Below are 17,565 nucleotides of genomic sequence, written 5' to 3'. Positions count from 1 at the left end.
GGAGCGGTATGCTGAACTCACTGTCCGGGCGGTTCCTGGTTCTCACGACGGTCTTCGTCATGCTGGCGGAGGTCCTGATCTTCGTGCCCTCGGTCGCCCGGTTCCGGGAGGACTACCTGCTGCTGCGCCTCGAGCGGGCGCAGATCGCCTCGCTCGCACTGTTGGCCGACGAGATGATCGACGAGGAGCTCGAGCAGGAGCTCCTGGAGAACGCCGGGGTGCTCAACGTGGTGCTGCGACGGGATGAGGTGCGTCAGCTCGTGCTCTCCTCGCCCATCCCGGAGCCTGTCGCCGAGACCTTCGACATGCGGGACGCGGAGGCCTGGACGCTGATCCGCGACGCCATCGCCCGGCTCGTGGATCCGGAAGATCGGATCGTCCGGGTGATGGGCAACCCGGTGCAGGACGGGGGGCTGCTGATCGAGGTCACCCTACGCACGGCACCGCTGCGCGAAGCGATGATCGACTACGGTCTGCGGATTCTCGTGCTCTCGGCGGTGATCTCCGTCTTCACCGCGGCGCTGCTCTTCTTCGCGGTCCGCCAGATCCTGGTGAAGCCGATCAAGAGCGTGATCGCCGCCATGCAGAGCTACGCCGAGGCGCCCGAGGACAGCCGGCGGATCATCGTCCCCGGTGCCGGGATCCGCGAGCTGCGCGAGGCCGAAGACGCGCTGGCCTCGATGCAGACGGAGCTGACGGCCGCCCTTCGGCAGAAGGACCGGCTGGCGCAACTCGGCGGAGCGGTTTCGAAGATCAGTCACGACCTGCGCAACATCCTGACCTCGGCGCAACTCTTCACCGACCGGCTGGAAGCCTCGGACGATCCGCTGGTGAAGCGGATGGCGCCCAAGCTGGTGAACTCGCTGACCCGGGCCATCAACCTCTGCGAGACGACGCTGGCCTTCGGCCGCGCGGAGGAGCCGCCGCCGACGCTGAACCGGGTGCAGTTGGCGGCCATCGTCTCGGACGTGGTCGAGGCCGAGCGGCTCGCCTCGGGCGACCACGACATCAGCTTCTCCGAGGATGTTCCCGCTTCGATGTCGCTTCGCGCGGACGGCGAACAGCTCTTCCGGGTGATCGCCAATCTCGTTCGGAACGCGCGCCAGGCCATCATCGCGAGCGGCGAGCCCGGCGAGATTTGCCTGCGGGCGGCCGAAGACGACGAGGCTTGGTGGATCTACGTGTCCGATACGGGGCCGGGCCTGCCGGAGAAGGCCAGGGAACACCTGTTCCAACCCTTCAGCGGCCGCGCGTCCAAGGGCGGCTCGGGGCTGGGTCTCGCGATTTCGGCCGACCTCGTCCGCGGCCACGGCGGCGCGCTGGAGCTTCGCCGCAGCGATTCCTCCGGGACCGAGTTCGCGATCCGCATCCCCAAGGACGGAGCCGCGCTGCCCGACGCGGCGGAGTGAAGAATCCGCCTCGCGGCCCCTTGCAAAGCCCCCACCGCCCGGTTACATCGCCCCCACTCCGGGCGCTGGTAGCTCAGTTGGATAGAGTACCTGACTACGAATCAGGGGGTCGGGGGTTCGAATCCTCCCCAGCGCGCCACTTTCCCTAGTCAAAAAATACCGATCTGCCCGCTATGCGGCGGCTTGTTTCGCTCTCACCGAACGAGATGTGATAGCGCGGTGGTTGTTCAGAGGGGTTGCGGACCGTATCGCTCGGATCGCGGCCTTCGAGGGCCGCGAGTTCGGTGGAGAGGAGCGAGATCATGAGCCAGTCGACACTCACCCGGCGCGCTGTTCTGGCCGGGGGCGCGGCCCTCGGGGCTGGCATGTGGCTGCCCGGACGCGGAAGCGCGGCGGTGCCCGCCATGCATGTCCTGAAGGACCCGACCTGCGGCTGCTGCACGGCCTGGGTCGCGATCCTCGAGCGCGAAGGGTTCGGGGTCACCGTCGAAGAGGCGCGGGGGACGATGCTGACGCGCTACAAGATCGACAGCGGCGTGCCTGTCGACCTCTTCTCCTGCCATACCGGGATGATCGACGGCTACGTGATCGAGGGTCACGTCCCCGTGGCGGACATCCGGCGGTTGCTGGAGGAGCGTCCCGACGCGGTGGGTCTTGCGGTGCCGGGGATGCCCTACGGCTCGCCGGGGATGGGACCGGAGGAAGAGCGCGAGGCCTTCGACGTGATGCTGATCCTGCGGGACGGGCGTTCCGAGGTCTTCACGCGCTACGACGGCGCAGCCTGAAGGACTGGGCCGGTACGCGACCGGTCTCATCCCGTCTCGTCGAGCAGGCTATCGACCAGCCCGAGATAGCCGGGGCCGAAAAGCCGGTAATGTACCATGGCGGGCCAGAGCTGATAGATCGGCCTCCGGCCTGCATAGCCTTCTGGCGTACCGTAGGCGGACCAGAACTTCACCGACGGCCGTCCGAAGAGGTCAAGCATCGCGAGGTCGACCTCGGGGTCGCCATGGTAGCACGCCGGGTCGATGAGGCCGGTGACGTGCCCGGACCGAGCCATGACGTTGCCGGTCCAGAGATCACCGTGAAGCAGAACAGGCGGCCTGTCAGGCAGGCGCTCGGCGAGCGTCCCGCAGAGGGCCTCCAGCCGCCGGGCAAGTTCCGGAGGCAGGTGGGCGACTTGTGGGAGGAGGCGCCGCTCGGCCCAGAAGGCGGGCCAGGTCGGGCAAGAGGAATTCAGGATCGCGACGGGACCGAAAGCGTGGTCCCGGTGCCATCCTTTGATATCGGCCCGCGTGGAGTGAAGCCGGGCCAGGACAGCTCCCAGATCGGACCAGGCAGAGGCGGGTCCCTCGTCTTGCCCCAGGTCTTCCAGAATCAACAGATCGCCCTCGACGCCGAGGACCTCGGGAGCCGGCGCACCGGCATCCCGCAGGGCGCGGAGCATTTCGGCTTCGGCCTCACCGGCCGTCTTGGCGATGACGCTGCGACCGGAGTCGAGGGTCAGACGGCGGACTTCGGAAAGATCGCCGCCATGCAGACGATCCGAAGCCGCGACCTCTTCGCCGAGCACCCTCACGGGCGCTGTAGCTTTGCGACGAGCGCCGCCGCACCGGCGGTGACGTCGGCCCATGTGGCGTCGAAGCCCTCCAGCCCGCCGAAATAGGGATCGGCAACCGAGGCGCCCTCGCGGCCCTCGACGTGGTCGAGGAGCAGGGTCAGCCGGTCGCGGCGTTCGGGGGGCGCGATGGCCCGGAGATCGGCGAGGTTCTGGGTGTCCATCGCTACGACGAGGTCGAAGCGCTCGAAGTCTTGGGGCGAGACCTGTCGCCCGCTGTAGCCGGAGATGTCGAGACCCTGCGCTGCCGCCACGGCCTGCGCGCGGCGGTCGGGCGGCTCACCGATGTGCCAGTCGCCTGTTCCGGCAGAGTCGGTCTCGGCTTCGAGACCCGCGCGTGCGGCGGCCTCGCGGAAGGCGGCCTCGGCCAGAGGCGAGCGGCAGATGTTGCCGAGACACACGAAGAGGACGCGGGGCGGGCTCATGGCCCGACCCAAGCAGGTTTCGCGGCGGGAGGCTAGGCCGGGCGAAGCCCGAGGATTTCGCGGGCCTGCGCCGGCGTGGCGACGGGCCGCTCGTGGCGCTCGCAGATCTCGACCGCCCGCCGCACAAGGGCGGCGTTGGAAGGCGCCAGGGTCTCGCGGTCGAACCGGACGTTGTCCTCTAGGCCCGTGCGGGCATGGCCGCCTGCGGCGATGGACCATTCATTAAGCGTCAGCTGGGCGGGGCCGATGCCGGCGGCGCACCAGGGCGTGCCGGGCGCGCGCGACTCGAGGAGCTTCACGTAGAAGTCGAAGACCTCCCGGTCGGCGGGCATGGCGTTCTTCACGCCCATGACGAACTGGACGTAGAGGCGGCCGTAGAGCTTGCCCTCCTCCTGCATCTTCAGCGCCTGGAGGATGTGGGAGAGGTCGAAGGCCTCAACCTCGGGCGTGATCTCGTAATTCTTCATTTCCTCGGCGAGCCAGTCCACCAGGTCCGGCGGGTTCTCGTAGACGCGCGTCGGGAAATTGTTGGAGCCTACCGAGAGCGAGGCCATGTCCGGCCGCAGCGGAAGCATGCCGCCGCGGACCTTGCCGGCGCCGGAGCGGCCGCCGGTGGAGAACTGGACGATCATGCCGGGGCAGTGCGTCTCCAGGCCCTCCTTGAGGCGGGCGAACTTTTCGGGGTCGGACGAAGGGGTCTCGTCGTCGTTGCGCACGTGGGCGTGGCAGATGGTTGCCCCGGCCTCGAAGGCCTCCTGCGCGCTCTCGACCTGTTCCGTGACAGTGATCGGGACGGCTGGATTGTTTTCCTTCTTCGGCAGCGAACCGGTGATCGCCACGCAGATGATGCAGGGATCGGACATGGGACCTCCTTCGCCGTACCGGCGCGGACCATACCGGGGGAAAGGGGGAAGGCAAGCCGAGATCACCTATGTCATAAATGTTATGTCGGAAAGCCGAGATTGGAATTGTAGGTTATGCGCGGCCTTCACTAGAGTGCGCACCGGGCCCGACGTTTCGGCCCGGCCGATCGCCACGAGCGCGATGGGCAGACTCAGGGAGGACATCATGAACAGACGTCATCTGGGCCTTTCGGCCCTCGCGCTCGCCGTCGCGCTGACAGGGGCGCCCATCGCGGCGCAGGAGAACGGTACCATCGGGATCGCCATGCCGACGAAATCCTCGTCGCGCTGGATCTCCGACGGCGAGAGCATGGTCGCGCAGTTCGAGGAAGCCGGCTACGACACGGACCTGCAGTACGCCGAGGACGACATCCCGAACCAGCTCGCCCAGATCGAGAACATGATCACCAAGGGCGTCGATGCCCTCGTGATCGCCGCGATCGACGGCACCACGCTGTCCAACGCGCTGGCCAACGCCGCCGCGCTCGACATTCCGGTGGTGGCCTACGACCGCCTGATCCGCGATTCCGGCGACGTCGACTACTACGCCACCTTCGACAACTTCCAGGTGGGCGTGCAGCAGGCCAACAGCCTGGTCGAGGGCCTCGAGGAGCGCTTCCCCGATGCCGAGACCTGGAACGTCGAGCTCTTCGGCGGGTCGCCGGACGACAACAACGCCTACTTCTTCTACGACGGCGCGATGTCAGTCCTGCAGCCGCTGATCGACGACGGCTCGATCAACGTCGTCTCCGGCCAGATGGGCATGGATACCGTCGGCACCCTGCGCTGGGACGGCGCGGTGGCGCAGGCCCGCATGGATAACCTGCTGTCGGCCCACTACACCGACGCCCAGGTGCACGGCGTTCTGTCGCCCTACGACGGCCTCTCCATCGGCATCCTCTCCTCGCTCAAGGGCGTGGGCTACGGCTCGGGCGACCAGCCGATGCCGATCGTGACTGGCCAGGACGCCGAGATTCCCTCGGTCAAGTCGATCCTCGCGGGCGAGCAGTACTCGACCATCTTCAAGGACACCCGGGAACTGGCCCGCGTGACCGTGGGCATGGTTGACGCGCTCCTGCAGGGCGGCGAGCCCGAGATCAACGACACCTCGACCTACGACAACGGCGTGAAGGTCGTGCCCTCCTACCTGCTCGAGCCGGTTCCGGTCGACGCGGACAACTGGGAGGACGTACTGCTCGGGTCCGAGTACTACACCCGCGACCAGATCGAGCAGTAATCACCAACCAAGACCGCCGCGCGCCCGGGTTCGGGGCGCGCGGCCCATGAGGCCCGACGCCATGCCGACGCTTCTCGAGATGCAGTCGATCACCAAGACCTTTCCGGGGGTCCGGGCGCTCGACGAGGTGAGCCTCAAGGTCGAGGAGGGCGAGATCCATGCCCTCGTCGGCGAGAACGGGGCGGGCAAGTCGACGCTCATGAAGGTGCTATCCGGCGTCTACCCGCACGGCACCTACGAGGGCGAGATCCTCTACGACGGCGAGGCGCTCGCACTGAACGGCATCTCCGACAGCGAGAAGCGCGGCATCATCATCATCCACCAGGAACTGGCGCTGGTGCCGCTCCTGTCGATCGCCGAGAACCTCTTCCTGGGCAACGAGCGCGCCACCGGCGGCGTCATCCAGTGGCAGGAGACCTTCCGGCGCACCGAGGAACTGCTGCGCAAGGTCGGCCTCAAGGAGAGCCCGGCGACAAAGGTCGAACGGCTGGGTGTCGGCAAGCAGCAGCTCGTGGAAATCGCCAAGGCGCTCTCCAAGGAAGTGCGGCTGCTGATCCTCGACGAGCCCACCGCGGCCCTGTCGGAAAGCGACAGCCAGGCGCTGCTCGACCTGATCCTGGAGCTCAAGGCGCAGGGCGTCACCTCGATCATCATCAGTCACAAGCTCAACGAGATCCGCCGGATCGCCGACACGATCACCGTGATCCGCGACGGCTCTTCGGTCTCCACGCTGGACGCCCGGACGGGCGGCATCACCGAGGACCGGATCGTCCGCGACATGGTCGGCCGCGACATGTCGGCCCGCTATCCCGACCGCGAGCGGCGGGCGGGCGAGACCATCTTCGAGGTGAAGAACTGGAACGTCTTCCACCCCGAGCACGCGGAGCGGCAGGTCATCCACGACGTGAGCTTCAACGTCCGCGCGGGCGAAGTCGTGGGCATCGCGGGGCTCATGGGCTCGGGCCGGACCGAGCTCGCCATGTCGATCTTCGGCCGCAGCTGGGGTCAGAACATCTCGGGCGAGGTCTTCGTGCGCGGCCAGCCGGCGGACACCTCCAAGGTCGCCCGCGCCATCGACGCGGGACTGGCCTACGTGACCGAGGACCGCAAGGAGCTCGGCCTCGTGCTTGAGGACACGATCCGCCAGAACATCACGCTGGCAAACCTGCCGGCCGTCTCGCGCACGGGCATTCTCTCCTCGGGCGAGGAGACCAACGTGGCGGAGCGCTACAAGCGCGCGATGAACATCCGCACGCCGACCGTCTTCCAGAAGGTCATGAACCTCTCGGGCGGCAACCAGCAGAAGGTGGTGCTCTCCAAGTGGCTCTTCGCGAGCCCGGAGGTGCTGATCCTCGACGAGCCCACCCGCGGCATCGACGTCGGCGCGAAATTCGAGATCTACGGGATCATCAACGACCTCTCCAAGCAGGGGAAAGGCGTCGTGATGATCTCTTCGGAAATGCCCGAACTACTGGGCATGTGTGACAGGATATACGTCATGAACGAGGGCGAGTTCGTCGGCGAGCTCAGTGCCGACGAGGCCAGCCAAGAGCGCATCATGTCGCTCATCGTGACGGATTAGGGAGGGGACGATGACGGATACCCTGACGGGCCAGGACACGGCGGCGGCGCAGCCGCAGAAGAGCATCGGCTCCTACCTGGCGAGCCACATGCGAGAGTACGGGCTGCTCTTCGCCCTGATCGCGATCATGGTGTTCTTCCAGATCGTGACGGGCGGCACGCTGCTGCGGCCCATCAACATCACCAACCTGTTCCTGCAGAACAGCTACATCATCATCATGGCGCTGGGCATGCTCATCGTCATCGTGGGCGGCAACATCGACCTTTCGGTGGGCTCGGTCATGGGCTTCATCGGGGCGCTCGCAGCGGTGATGATGGTCAACTGGGGATGGTCGGTCCCCGTGGCGAGCCTCGCCTGCCTTTTCTGTGGCGTGCTCATCGGGGCGGCGCAGGGCTACTGGGTGGCCTACTGGAAGATCCCCTCGTTCATCGTGACACTGGCGGGCATGCTGGTGTTCCGCGGGGCGTCGCTCTGGCTGCTCGAAGGCCAGTCGGTCGGGCCCTTCGCGCGTGAGTTCCAACTGCTCTCGACCGGCTTTGTGCCCGACATCTTCGGCATCGGCCGGCCCAACGGGACGGCTCTGGCGGTGGGCGTGATCGCCGTCATCCTGATCTTCTACTTCGGCCTGCGCACGCGCGCGCAGAACCGCAAGTACGGCATCGAGGACGAGCCCGTCGGCCTGTTCTACGTCCGCAACGCGATCATCGCCGGGGCGCTCTTCTTCGTGCTCTACAAGCTCGCGACCTTCCGCGGCCTGCCGAACGTGCTCATCACCATGGGCATTCTCACACTAATCTACGCCTTCATCACCGAACGCACGACGATCGGACGGCGGATCTACGCGCTGGGCGGCAACGCGAAGGCGGCGAAGCTCTCCGGCATCGCGACGGAGCGGCTGACGTTCCTGACCTTCGTCAACATGGGCTTCCTCGCCGCCCTGGCCGGCCTGATCTACGCCGCGCGCCTGAACACCGCGACGCCGAAGGCCGGTTTCGCGCTTGAGCTGGACGTGATCGCGGCGGTCTTCATCGGCGGCGCGTCGATGTCGGGCGGTGTGGGCAAGATCATCGGGGCCGTCGTCGGCGCCTTCATCATGGGCGTGATGAACAACGGCATGTCGATCATGGGGATCGGCATCGACTACCAGCAGGTCATCAAGGGCCTCGTGCTGCTCGCCGCTGTCATCTTCGACGTCTACAACAAGCAGAAGCAGGCCTGACAGCCGACCTCTGCCGAACGACAAAAAGGACTGGTGTCATGGCGTTCAAACCCGCCCAATGGCCTCGGAAGCTGCGGTCGCAGGAGTGGTTCGGGGGCAATACCCGCGACCATATCTACCACCGCGGCTGGATGAAGAACCAAGGGCTGCCGCACCACCTGTTCGACGGGCGACCGGTCATCGCGATCATGAACACCTGGTCGGAGCTCACGCCCTGCAACGCGCACCTGCGCGACCTCGCCGAAAAGGTGAAGTACGGCATCTACGAGGCGGGCGGGTTCCCGGTGGAGGTCCCCGCCTTTTCTGCCTCGGAAAGCGCTTTTCGCCCCACCGCGATGATGTTCCGCAACCTCGCCGCCATGGCGGTGGAGGAGCAGATGCGCGGTCAGCCGATCGACGGCGCGGTGCTGCTGGTGGGCTGCGACAAGACCACGCCCTCGCTGCTGATGGCCGCCGCCTCGACCGATCTGCCGTCCATCGTCGTGACCGGCGGGCCGATGCTGAACGGCTACTTCCAGAACGAGCGGGTCGGTTCGGGCACGCATCTCTGGAAGTTCTCCGAGGCCATCAAGGCCGGGGAAATGACCATGGACGAATTCGCCGAGGCGGAGAATTCCATGTCCCGCTCGGCCGGCTCCTGCAACACCATGGGCACCGCCTCGACGATGGCCAGCATGGCCGAGGCCCTTGGCATGGCCCTCTCGGGCAACGCCGCCATTCCCGCGGTGGACTCGCGGCGCCGGATGATGGCGCACATGACCGGGATGCGGATCGTCCAGATGGTGAAGGACGACCTGAAGCCCTCGGACATCATGACCCGGGAGGCCTTCGAGAACGCCATCCGCACCAACGCCGCGATCGGCGGCTCGACCAACGCGGTGATCCACCTTCTCGCGCTTGCCGGGCGGGTGGGTGTCGACCTGACGCTCGACGACTGGGACCGGCTGGGCCGGGACGTGCCGACGATCGTGAACCTCATGCCCTCCGGCAAGTACCTCATGGAAGAGTTCTTCTACGCAGGCGGACTGCCCGTCGTGCTCAAGCGACTGGCCGAGGCCGGCCTGCTCAACGACTGCCTGACCGTCTCTGGCGAGACGGCCGCGGCGCAGGTGAAGGACGTCCGGAACCACAACGAGGACGTGATCCTGCCGGTCGAGAAGGCGCTGACGAAGAGCGGCGGCGTCGCCGTGCTGCGCGGCAACCTCGCGCCGGACGGTGCGGTGCTGAAGCCCTCCGCCGCGACGCCGGAGCTTATGGTCCACCGGGGGCGCGCAGTCGTCTTCGAGGACATCGACGACTACAAGGCCAAGATCGACGACGAGGATCTCGACATCGACGAGACCTGCGTGATGGTGCTGAAGAACTGCGGGCCCAAGGGCTACCCGGGCATGTCCGAGGTCGGCAACATGGGTCTGCCGCCGAAGGTGCTGCGCAAGGGGATCACCGACATGGTCCGCATCTCCGACGCGAGGATGTCGGGTACGGCCTACGGCACCGTGATCCTCCACACCTCGCCCGAGGCGGCGGCCGGCGGGCCGCTCGCAATCGTGCAGAACGGCGACATGATCGAGGTCGACGTCCCGAACCGCACGCTGCACCTCGACTTGAGCGACGAGGAGATCGCGAGCCGTCTCGCCGCCTGGCGCAACCCGATCGAAACGCCCGTCGGCGGCTACGCCCGGCTCTTTCACGAGCATGTCATGGGCGCCGATACCGGCGCCGACTTCGACTTCCTGCGCGGGTGCCGGGGTGCGCCCGTGCCGAAGGATTCGCACTGATGTCGGAACCGATGAAAATCGCGCTCGTCGGCGTCGGCAAGATCGCCCGCGACCAGCACATCCCCGCCATTGCCGGGCACGAGGGCCTGACCCTCGCCGCAACGGCCAGCCGCAATGCTTCGGTCGAAGGCGTCGAGGCGCATACCGACCTGGCCTCTCTGCTGGAGGCCCGGCCGGACATCGGGGTCATCTCGCTCTGCACGCCGCCGCAGTACCGCTACGCCGACGCGCGGCTTGCGCTGGAAGCCGGGCGGCACGTCATGCTGGAGAAGCCGCCGGGCGCCACCCTGTCCGAAGTGCATGACCTGATCGACCTCGCGCGAAAGAGCGGCGTGACCCTCTTCGCCACCTGGCACTCGCGCCACGCGGCCGCGGTCTCCGCGGCCCGTGACTGGCTCGCCGACAAGACGATCCGCAGCCTCGAGGTGACCTGGCACGAGGACGTCCGCTACTGGCATCCCGGGCAGGAGTGGATCTGGGAGGCGGGCGGTCTCGGCGTCTTCGACCCGGGCATCAACGCGCTGTCCATTCTGACCGCGATCTACCCACGCGCGCTGCATCTCTCCAACGCGACGCTGACCTTCCCCGAGAACCGCGACACACCCATCGCCGCCCGGTTGTCCTTTGCCGATCCCGGCGGCGCCGAGGTCTCCGCCGACTTCGACTGGCGCAAGGAGGGCGATCCCGCCTGGGACATCCGCATTTCGACCGACGCCGGCGAGGCGGTGCTGTCCGAGGGTGGCGCGAAACTGCATGTCGACGGCAACCGGCTCGAGACGCCCGAGGCCGACGCCCTCGGCGGCGAGTACCCCGGCCTCTACGCGCGCCTTCACGACCTGGTCTCGCGCGGCGAGAGCGATGTGGACCTGTCGCCCATGGTCCATGTGGCCGATGCCTTCACCCTGGGCCGGCGGCTGACGACCGACCCTTTCCAATTCTGAGGACCCGATGGACCGACTGACCGGCATTCTGCCCGTGGCGCCCACGCCCTTTCACGACGACGGCTCGCTCGATCCCGAGGGCATGCGCCGCACCTGCGACTTCCTGATCGACGCGGGCGTCGACGCGATCTGCATCCTGGCCAACTATTCCGAGCAGTTCCTGCTGACCGACGCGGAGCGGGAGGAGACCCAGAAGACCGCGCTCGAGCAGGTCGCGGGCCGCGTGCCGGTGATCGTGACCACCTCGCATTTCTCCACCGACATCGCCGTCGAGCGGGCGAAGTCGGCCGAGGCGATGGGCGCCTCGATGCTGATGATGATGCCGCCCTATCACGGCACCGGTCTCAGGGCCGGGCCGGAGGGCATCATGGAGCACTTCCGCGCGGTTTCCGACGCGATCTCGATCCCGATCATGGTGCAGGACGCGCCTCTCTCGGGCGTCGACCTTTCGGTGCCGCTCCTGGTGCGGATGGCGAAGGAGATCGAGAACGTCTCCTACTTCAAGATCGAGTGCCCCTTCGCCGCCGACAAGCTCGCGGCGCTGATCGAGGCGGGCGGCGAGCACATCGTCGGACCTTTCGACGGCGAGGAGGCGGTGACCCTTCTGGCCGATCTTGACGCGGGCTGCACCGGCACGATGACCTCGGGCATGTTCCCGGACAGGATCCGGCCTATCGTTGCGGAGTACCTGGCCGGCAATACGGACTCGGCTCTCGGCCACTGGCAGGCCTGCCTGCCGCTCATCAATCACGAGAACCGCCAGTGCGGGCTGCGCGCCTGCAAGGCGGTCTACAAGGAGGGCGGGATCATCGGTTCGGACCATGTCCGTCACCCGTTGGCCCCTCTCTCGGACCGGACGCGCGCGCGGCTCATGAGCCTCGCGCGGGACCTCGACATCCTCGCCCTGACCTGGGGCAAGTGAGAAGGAGACGATCATGGACGGAGCGACGGGATTCACCCCGCACGGCAAGCACCTGATCGCGGGCGACTGGGTCGCCGGCGGAGAGACGTTCAGCAGCGAACCCGCAAGCGGCACGCCGCATGAGTACTCGGTCGGCGAGCCCAAGCATGTTGACGCGGCCTGCGAGGCCGCCGAGGAGGCTTTCTGGACCTACGGCTGGACCAGCCGAGAGGACCGCGCGGCCTTTCTCGAGGCCATCGCCGACGAGATCGAGGCACGCGGCGACCGGATCACCGAGATCGGCACGGCCGAGACCGGCCTGCCCGCGGCGCGGCTGCAGGGCGAGCGGGGTCGGACCACCGGCCAGCTCCGGCTCTTCGCCAGCCACATCCGAGATGGCGGTTATCTCGACCGCCGCCACGATGCCGCGCTGCCCGACCGCGAGCCCCTTCCACGCCCGGACCTGAAGCTGGTGCAGCGGCCGATCGGCCCGGTCGCCGTCTTCGGCGCGTCGAACTTCCCGCTCGCCTTCTCGACCGCTGGTGGCGACACCGCAGCCGCGCTCGCCGCCGGCTGCCCCGTCGTGGTCAAGGGACACGGCGCGCATCCCGGGACCGGCGAGATCGTCGCCGAGGCCATCCTCGCCGCGATCGAGAGCTGCGGGATGCCCCGCGGCGTCTTCTCGCTGGTTCAGGGCGGGACGCTTGAGACCGGCCAACGGCTGGTGACCCATCCGCTGATCAAGGCCGTGGGATTCACCGGCTCGTTCAAGGGCGGCAAGGCTCTCTTCGACCTCTGCATGCAGCGCGACGAGCCGATCCCGTTCTTCGGCGAGATGGGCTCGGTCAACCCGATGTTCGTCCTGCCCGAGGCCGCGAAGGCCCGGGGCGGCGAGATCGGCAAGGGCTGGGCGGGCTCGCTGACCATGGGCGTGGGCCAGTTCTGCACCAATCCGGGCATCGCGGTCGTCGAGCGCGGCGAGGCGGGTGACGCCTTCGTCGCGGCTGCGAAGGAGGCCCTGGGCGAAGTCTCGGCACAGACCATGCTGACCGACGGCATCGCGGAGGCCTACCGCTCGGGCAAGGAGCGTTTCGGTACCCGTAACGCCGTCCGCGAAGTGCTCGGGACCGAGAGCGAGGGCCGGACCGCGAGTCCGAACCTCTACGAGACCGACGCGGACGCCTACCTGCAGGACCACGCCCTGGGCGAGGAGGTCTTCGGGCCCTTCGGGCTCGTGGTGCGCGTCGACGGCCCGGAGCAGATGGAGACGCTCGCCCGCGGCTTCGAGGGTCAGCTGACCGCGACGCTGCAGATGGACGAGGGCGATACCGAGACCGGCCGGCGCCTGATGCCGGTGCTGGAGCGCAAGGCGGGGCGGATCCTCGTCAACGGGTTCCCGACCGGTGTCGAGGTCGCCGACGCCATGGTCCACGGCGGGCCATATCCAGCGACCACGAACTTCGGCGCGACCTCGGTCGGGACGCTGTCGATCCGGCGGTTCCTGAGGCCGGTGTGCTACCAGAACCTTCCCGACGCGCTGCTGCCCGTCGATCTCGCCTGACGGCGCTCGGCGCTGTTCCTCCGCGCCGGCGCGCGGAGGAAGGCGCCCCGCCCGCCGCCCCGTGGGCGGCGCGCGGGGAGGCGACCGGGAGAGGGGGCGCTTCCCGGCCGTTAGTTGCATTCGGTCCCGGTGGCCTCGAACCCTCGCGGCTCGCTCTCTAAATCCACCGTGCGAGGGTTCGAACGGGGGCAGGGGGCTCTGCCCCCGCCGGCTCCGCCGGCCCCCCGGGATATTTCTACCCAGAAGAGGTGAGGATCCTGGCACAGGCCCGGGCGATCACCGATTCCTCGTCGGTCTCGATGCGCAGGATCGGGACGGGTCCGGCGTGTATCTCGCGGGCGTTGGCGGCGTTCGCGCCGGGGTCCAGCTCGAGACCGAGAAAAGCCAGCGTTTCCAGGGCCTGCGCCCGCACGGGGGCTGCGTTCTCTCCGATGCCCCCGGTGAAGACCAGCCCGTCGATCCCGCCCAGGACCGCGGCCATGGCGCCGATCTCGCGCGCCAGGCGGAAGGTAAAGTAGGAAACGGCCTCGGCGGCCTCGGGCGCGTCGGAGGCGAGCAGGCTGCGCATGTCGGAGCTGAGGCCGGAGAGGCCCTTCAGCCCGCTCTCCTTGTAGAGCAGCCGGGAGATCTCGGCCGGCTGCATCGCTTTCTGGTCCATCAGGTAGAGCAGCACTCCTGGGTCGATCTGGCCGCAGCGCGTACCCATGGGCAGACCGTCGAGGGCGGAGAAACCCATCGAGGAGCCGATGCTGCGCCCCTCCCGGATTGCGCAGGTCGAGGCTCCGTTTCCGAGGTGTGCGACGATGACCCGGCCCGCGTGGAGGTCGGGGTAGTCGCGCGCGAGCAGGGTGGTCACGAAGTCGTAACTCAGACCGTGGAAACCGTAGCGCCGCACGCCCTCGTCGTAGAAGCGGCGGGGCAGGGCGAAGGTGTCGTTGACCCAGGGGTGGCCCCGGTGGAAGGCAGTGTCGTAGCAGCCGACCTGGAGTGCCTCGGGAAAGGCCGCGCGGGCGGCACGGAGCCCCGCGAGGTTGTGCGGCTGGTGGAGGGGGGCGAAGGGAGAGAGGCGGGCGAGGTCGCGCAGGACCTCCTCGGTCAGTCTCTCGGGTTCGGTGCGGTCCGGGCCGCCATGGACGATCCGGTGGCCGACCGCCTCGATCCGCGTGTCGGGAAGCTCAGACAGGACCGCGTCGAGCGCCTGGGCCTGGTCCGCCTGGCCGATGTCGCGGCTCATGCTGTCGTCGCCGTACTCGACGCTCAGCCGCGCGTCCGAGCCGAGGCGCTCGACCTGCGCCGCGAGGCGGCGGCGCCCCTCCTCCCAGAGCGAGACCTTGAGCGAGGACGATCCGGCATTGAGGGTCAGGATGGCCATGTCAGTGTCCCGGCACCGGCGCGTGCGCCGCGAAGAGCGCGGCGACGGCGCAGGAGGCGAGGCGCGCCTTGTCGTCGTCTGCCCGCGACGAGAGGATCACCGGGACCTGGGCCCCGATCACCAGCCCGCCCGCCTCGGCATGGGCGAGATAGGTGAGCTGCTTGGCGATCATGTTGCCGCTTTCGAGGTTCGGGGCGACGAGGATGTTCGCCCGGCCGGCGACGAGGGACTTGATGCCCTTGGTGGCGGCCGCCTGCAGGTCCACGGCGTTGTCCATCGCGAGTGGACCGTCGACCAGTCCGCCGGTGATCTGCCCGCGCTCGGCCATCTTGGAGAGGGCGGCGGCGTCGAGCGTCGAGGGGATGGAGGGGTTCACCGTCTCGACGGCCGAGAGGATGCCCGCCTTGGGCTCCTCGATGCCGAGCGCCAACGCGAGGTCGATGGCGTTCTGAACGATGTCGACCTTGGTGGCGAGATCGGGGGCGATGTTGATCGCGGCGTCGGTCACCAGGAGCGGGTGATCGAGCCCGGGGACGTCCATCACGAAGACATGCGACAGCCGCCGCGCGGTCCGAAGGCCGCCGTCGCGGCGGACCACCGCGCGCAGGAGGTCCTCGGTGTGCAGGTGGCCCTTCATCACCGCGCGGGCGCGCCCCTCGTGGACCAGCGCCACGGCACGGGCGGCGGCGCGCAGGTGGTCGGGCTCCTCGACGATCTCGAGGCCGGAGATGTCGACTCCCGCCTCCGTGGCCGCGGTGGCGATGCGCGCGGCGCTGCCGACGAGGATGGGAGTGATCAGCGTGTGGTCGCGGCCGAGCAGCGCTCCGGCCAGGGCATCTGGGCTTTCGGGTGCGACAACGGCGGTGGGGATCGGGTCGAGAGGTTCCGCGCGGGCCAGGATCGCGTCGAAATGCACGTGCCGCTGCACTGTGAGGCCGGGGATGTCGGCGGCATCGTAGCTGACCGGTCGAAGCGGCGCGATGACCACCGCCTCGCCGCGGGCGAGCGGGCCCTCGGCGCCGCTGACCTCCACTTCGAAGCGGGCCTCGCGGTCGGGGCCGAGCTCGGTCAGGCGGACGCGTGCAGTTACCTCCTCGCCCGGCCGGGCCCGGCCGAGGAAGGTGAGAGACTGCGACTTGTAGAGGGTGCCCGGTCCCGGCAGGCGGTTGCCCAGGACGCCGGAAATCAGCGCGGCGATCCAGGCTGAGGGGGCCACGGCCTCGGGCACGCCGTCTCCGTCACCGTCGGCTTCGGGCAGGTGCAGCGGGTTCAGGTTTCCGCTGGCGTGGGCGAAGACGTAGAGGTCGTCGGCCACGCAGAGGCGGGTGGTCTCGGCCTCCATTCCGACCTCGAGACGGTCATAGGGCGTATTGGCGTAACGCATCGGATCTCCCGGGCAGGCCTCGTGCCGAAGTCTTCGCGCCGGCCCTCCCCGAGCGCAACCCGGAGACGCCTGTAAATCGCGCCGCCCCCGCCGCGAGCCTGCCGCATTCCGGGGCGATCCCTCGGAAAAGACGACACGCCGGGAGACAAGACATGACCGACGCCACCGCCCCTTCCTCCAGCTCCGCCGTTCTCCGCCGCATCGTTCCGGCCGTGCTCGGCCTGTTGTCCCTTGCGGCGCTTGCCGCCGGGATCGCGCTGCAGGTTCTCGGGGGCGGCGTGTCAGAGGCGCGCACTGCGGCCTACGTGGCGGGGCCGCCGAGGGCGGTGACGCTCGACCGGTTCGATCCGGAGCGGCATGCCAGCCCGCTCGGCGAAGTCCTCCTGACGGCGCAGCTCGACCTCGAGGCGGCGCGGACCCTGGCGCCTGTCGGAGGCGAGGGTCCTGCCGCTTTCGCGCTTCCGCTGGAAGGGCTGGGCGACGGACGGACCCGGCGCGCGCTCGCCATCTTCACCGGTCCTGGTTTCGAGGACGGCCGCATCACCGCCGCCGGTCTCGCGGCCATCGCGGAGCGCTCGGGCGGAAGCGGGCCGGTCCTGACGCTGAACGGTTGGCTCCAGGCCCCGGGCGAATGGTCGGCGCCGTTGGCGCGCGCCGGGCTCGATCCGCGCCTTCCGGTGGTCTTTCCCTTCGTGGAAGGCCGTCGCGCGGCCTTCTCGGCGCCGGAGGATGGGAAGTCGGTCCTCGATCTCTTCTGCCTGGTGGCCGCAGGGCTCGGTCTCGCGGCCCTGGCCATGGTCGCGGTGACGCGGCCCCGAAAAAGCACTGAGCCCGCATCGGCCGAGGACATGGCCGAACGGGAGGAAAACGCGCCAATGGGCCGCCGCGTGCCTGCGTTGGCGGGACTGTCGGTTGCGGTAGTGGTGGCCGGTGGCGCGATGCTCGTGTGGATGGGCCAGCCGGAGATCGAGGCCGGGACAAGCGGCAAGATCGTCTCCGCCATCGTGGGCGGGTCGGAGGATGCCGGCCTCTCGCTCCTGCAGACGCGTGACTGGCTACAGCTCAAGTGGAGGCAGGCGATGGCCGGTCATGCCGGCGCGGCCGCCGGCTTCGTGGCGCTCTTCGCGCTGATGCTGCTCGCCTGGGCCCGCCTCAGCTACCAGGCGCGCGTCGACCAGGCCCGGCAGCGCGCGGAGGAGCAGGCGTCTGCCGACCGGTCCGGCACGCCGGCCTGAC

The 17,565-nt window shown here is 68.5% G+C and carries 15 protein-coding genes and 1 tRNA gene; 11 read left to right on the top strand and 5 right to left on the bottom strand.

The window, feature by feature from the left end; translation table 11 throughout:
* Positions 1-8 precede the first annotated feature (8 nt).
* The 3 genes from F3S47_RS05110 to F3S47_RS05100 all read left to right on the top strand — a co-directional run bounded on the left by F3S47_RS05110 (position 9) and on the right by F3S47_RS05100 (position 2,194).
* Complete coding sequence (locus F3S47_RS05110; RefSeq protein ID WP_150444103.1) at positions 9-1,409, top strand: sensor histidine kinase; 1,401 nt, start codon at positions 9-11, stop codon at positions 1,407-1,409.
* A 62-nt stretch (positions 1,410-1,471) separates the two neighbouring features.
* Positions 1,472-1,548 (top strand) — tRNA-Arg (locus tag F3S47_RS05105).
* Between the two features lie 163 nt (positions 1,549-1,711).
* Positions 1,712-2,194, top strand: coding sequence for a DUF411 domain-containing protein (locus tag F3S47_RS05100; RefSeq protein WP_150444102.1), 483 nt, complete (start codon positions 1,712-1,714; stop codon positions 2,192-2,194).
* 26 nt (positions 2,195-2,220) lie between these two features.
* Here F3S47_RS05100 and F3S47_RS05095 read toward each other — a convergent pair whose 3' ends face one another.
* The 3 genes from F3S47_RS05095 to F3S47_RS05085 are packed head-to-tail and all read right to left on the bottom strand — an operon-like array spanning position 2,221 to position 4,315.
* Complete coding sequence (locus F3S47_RS05095) at positions 2,221-2,988, bottom strand: fructosamine kinase family protein (RefSeq protein ID WP_223877719.1); 768 nt, start codon at positions 2,986-2,988, stop codon at positions 2,221-2,223.
* On the bottom strand, positions 2,985-3,452 hold the full coding sequence (locus F3S47_RS05090) for a low molecular weight protein-tyrosine-phosphatase (RefSeq protein ID WP_150444100.1): 468 nt from the start codon (positions 3,450-3,452) through the stop codon (positions 2,985-2,987). Before F3S47_RS05090 ends, F3S47_RS05095 begins: the two co-directional genes overlap by 4 nt.
* A 32-nt stretch (positions 3,453-3,484) precedes the next feature.
* Complete coding sequence (locus F3S47_RS05085) at positions 3,485-4,315, bottom strand: BKACE family enzyme (protein ID WP_150444099.1); 831 nt, start codon at positions 4,313-4,315, stop codon at positions 3,485-3,487.
* Positions 4,316-4,520: 205 nt separating this feature from the next.
* Between F3S47_RS05085 and chvE the strand changes: the two genes are divergently transcribed.
* The 7 genes from chvE (at position 4,521) to F3S47_RS05050 (ending at position 13,573) form a co-directional block, all read left to right on the top strand.
* Entirely contained in the window at positions 4,521-5,591 is a 1,071-nt protein-coding gene (gene chvE / locus F3S47_RS05080; RefSeq protein ID WP_150444098.1) for a multiple monosaccharide ABC transporter substrate-binding protein, read from the top strand.
* Between the two features lie 61 nt (positions 5,592-5,652).
* Entirely contained in the window at positions 5,653-7,173 is a 1,521-nt protein-coding gene (mmsA, locus tag F3S47_RS05075) for a multiple monosaccharide ABC transporter ATP-binding protein (RefSeq protein ID WP_150444231.1), read from the top strand.
* 10 nt (positions 7,174-7,183) lie between these two features.
* On the top strand, positions 7,184-8,392 hold the full coding sequence (gene mmsB, locus F3S47_RS05070; protein WP_150444097.1) for a multiple monosaccharide ABC transporter permease: 1,209 nt from the start codon (positions 7,184-7,186) through the stop codon (positions 8,390-8,392).
* A gap of 38 nt (positions 8,393-8,430) precedes the next feature.
* Entirely contained in the window at positions 8,431-10,170 is a 1,740-nt protein-coding gene (araD, locus tag F3S47_RS05065; protein ID WP_150444096.1) for an L-arabinonate dehydratase, read from the top strand.
* The gene (locus tag F3S47_RS05060) at positions 10,170-11,111 is read left to right on the top strand and encodes a Gfo/Idh/MocA family protein (protein ID WP_191090073.1); all 942 of its coding nucleotides are present in this window, start codon (positions 10,170-10,172) and stop codon (positions 11,109-11,111) included. Before araD ends, F3S47_RS05060 begins: the two co-directional genes overlap by 1 nt.
* Positions 11,112-11,118: 7 nt before the next feature.
* Entirely contained in the window at positions 11,119-12,033 is a 915-nt protein-coding gene (locus F3S47_RS05055) for a dihydrodipicolinate synthase family protein (RefSeq protein WP_150444095.1), read from the top strand.
* Between the two features lie 13 nt (positions 12,034-12,046).
* Positions 12,047-13,573, top strand: a complete 1,527-nt coding sequence (locus tag F3S47_RS05050) for an aldehyde dehydrogenase (NADP(+)) (RefSeq protein WP_150444094.1) — start codon at positions 12,047-12,049, stop codon at positions 13,571-13,573.
* Positions 13,574-13,808: 235 nt separating this feature from the next.
* Here the strand turns inward: F3S47_RS05050 and F3S47_RS05045 are convergent, their stop codons facing one another.
* Entirely contained in the window at positions 13,809-14,945 is a 1,137-nt protein-coding gene (locus tag F3S47_RS05045; protein WP_150444093.1) for an acetate/propionate family kinase, read from the bottom strand.
* Between the two features lies 1 nt (position 14,946).
* Complete coding sequence (locus tag F3S47_RS05040; RefSeq protein ID WP_150444092.1) at positions 14,947-16,329, bottom strand: bifunctional enoyl-CoA hydratase/phosphate acetyltransferase; 1,383 nt, start codon at positions 16,327-16,329, stop codon at positions 14,947-14,949.
* Between the two features lie 152 nt (positions 16,330-16,481).
* On the opposite strand from F3S47_RS05040, the gene F3S47_RS05035 reads away from it, so the two are divergent.
* Positions 16,482-17,564, top strand: a complete 1,083-nt coding sequence (locus tag F3S47_RS05035; protein WP_150444091.1) for a hypothetical protein — start codon at positions 16,482-16,484, stop codon at positions 17,562-17,564.
* Position 17,565 lies beyond the last annotated feature (1 nt).

This window comes from Histidinibacterium aquaticum, from assembly GCF_008710275.1.
GTDB classification, from domain to species: domain Bacteria; phylum Pseudomonadota; class Alphaproteobacteria; order Rhodobacterales; family Rhodobacteraceae; genus Oceanicola; species Oceanicola aquaticus.
Note: the sequence above shows the minus strand (reverse complement) of the source record. Positions and strands in the feature narration are given on the sequence as shown.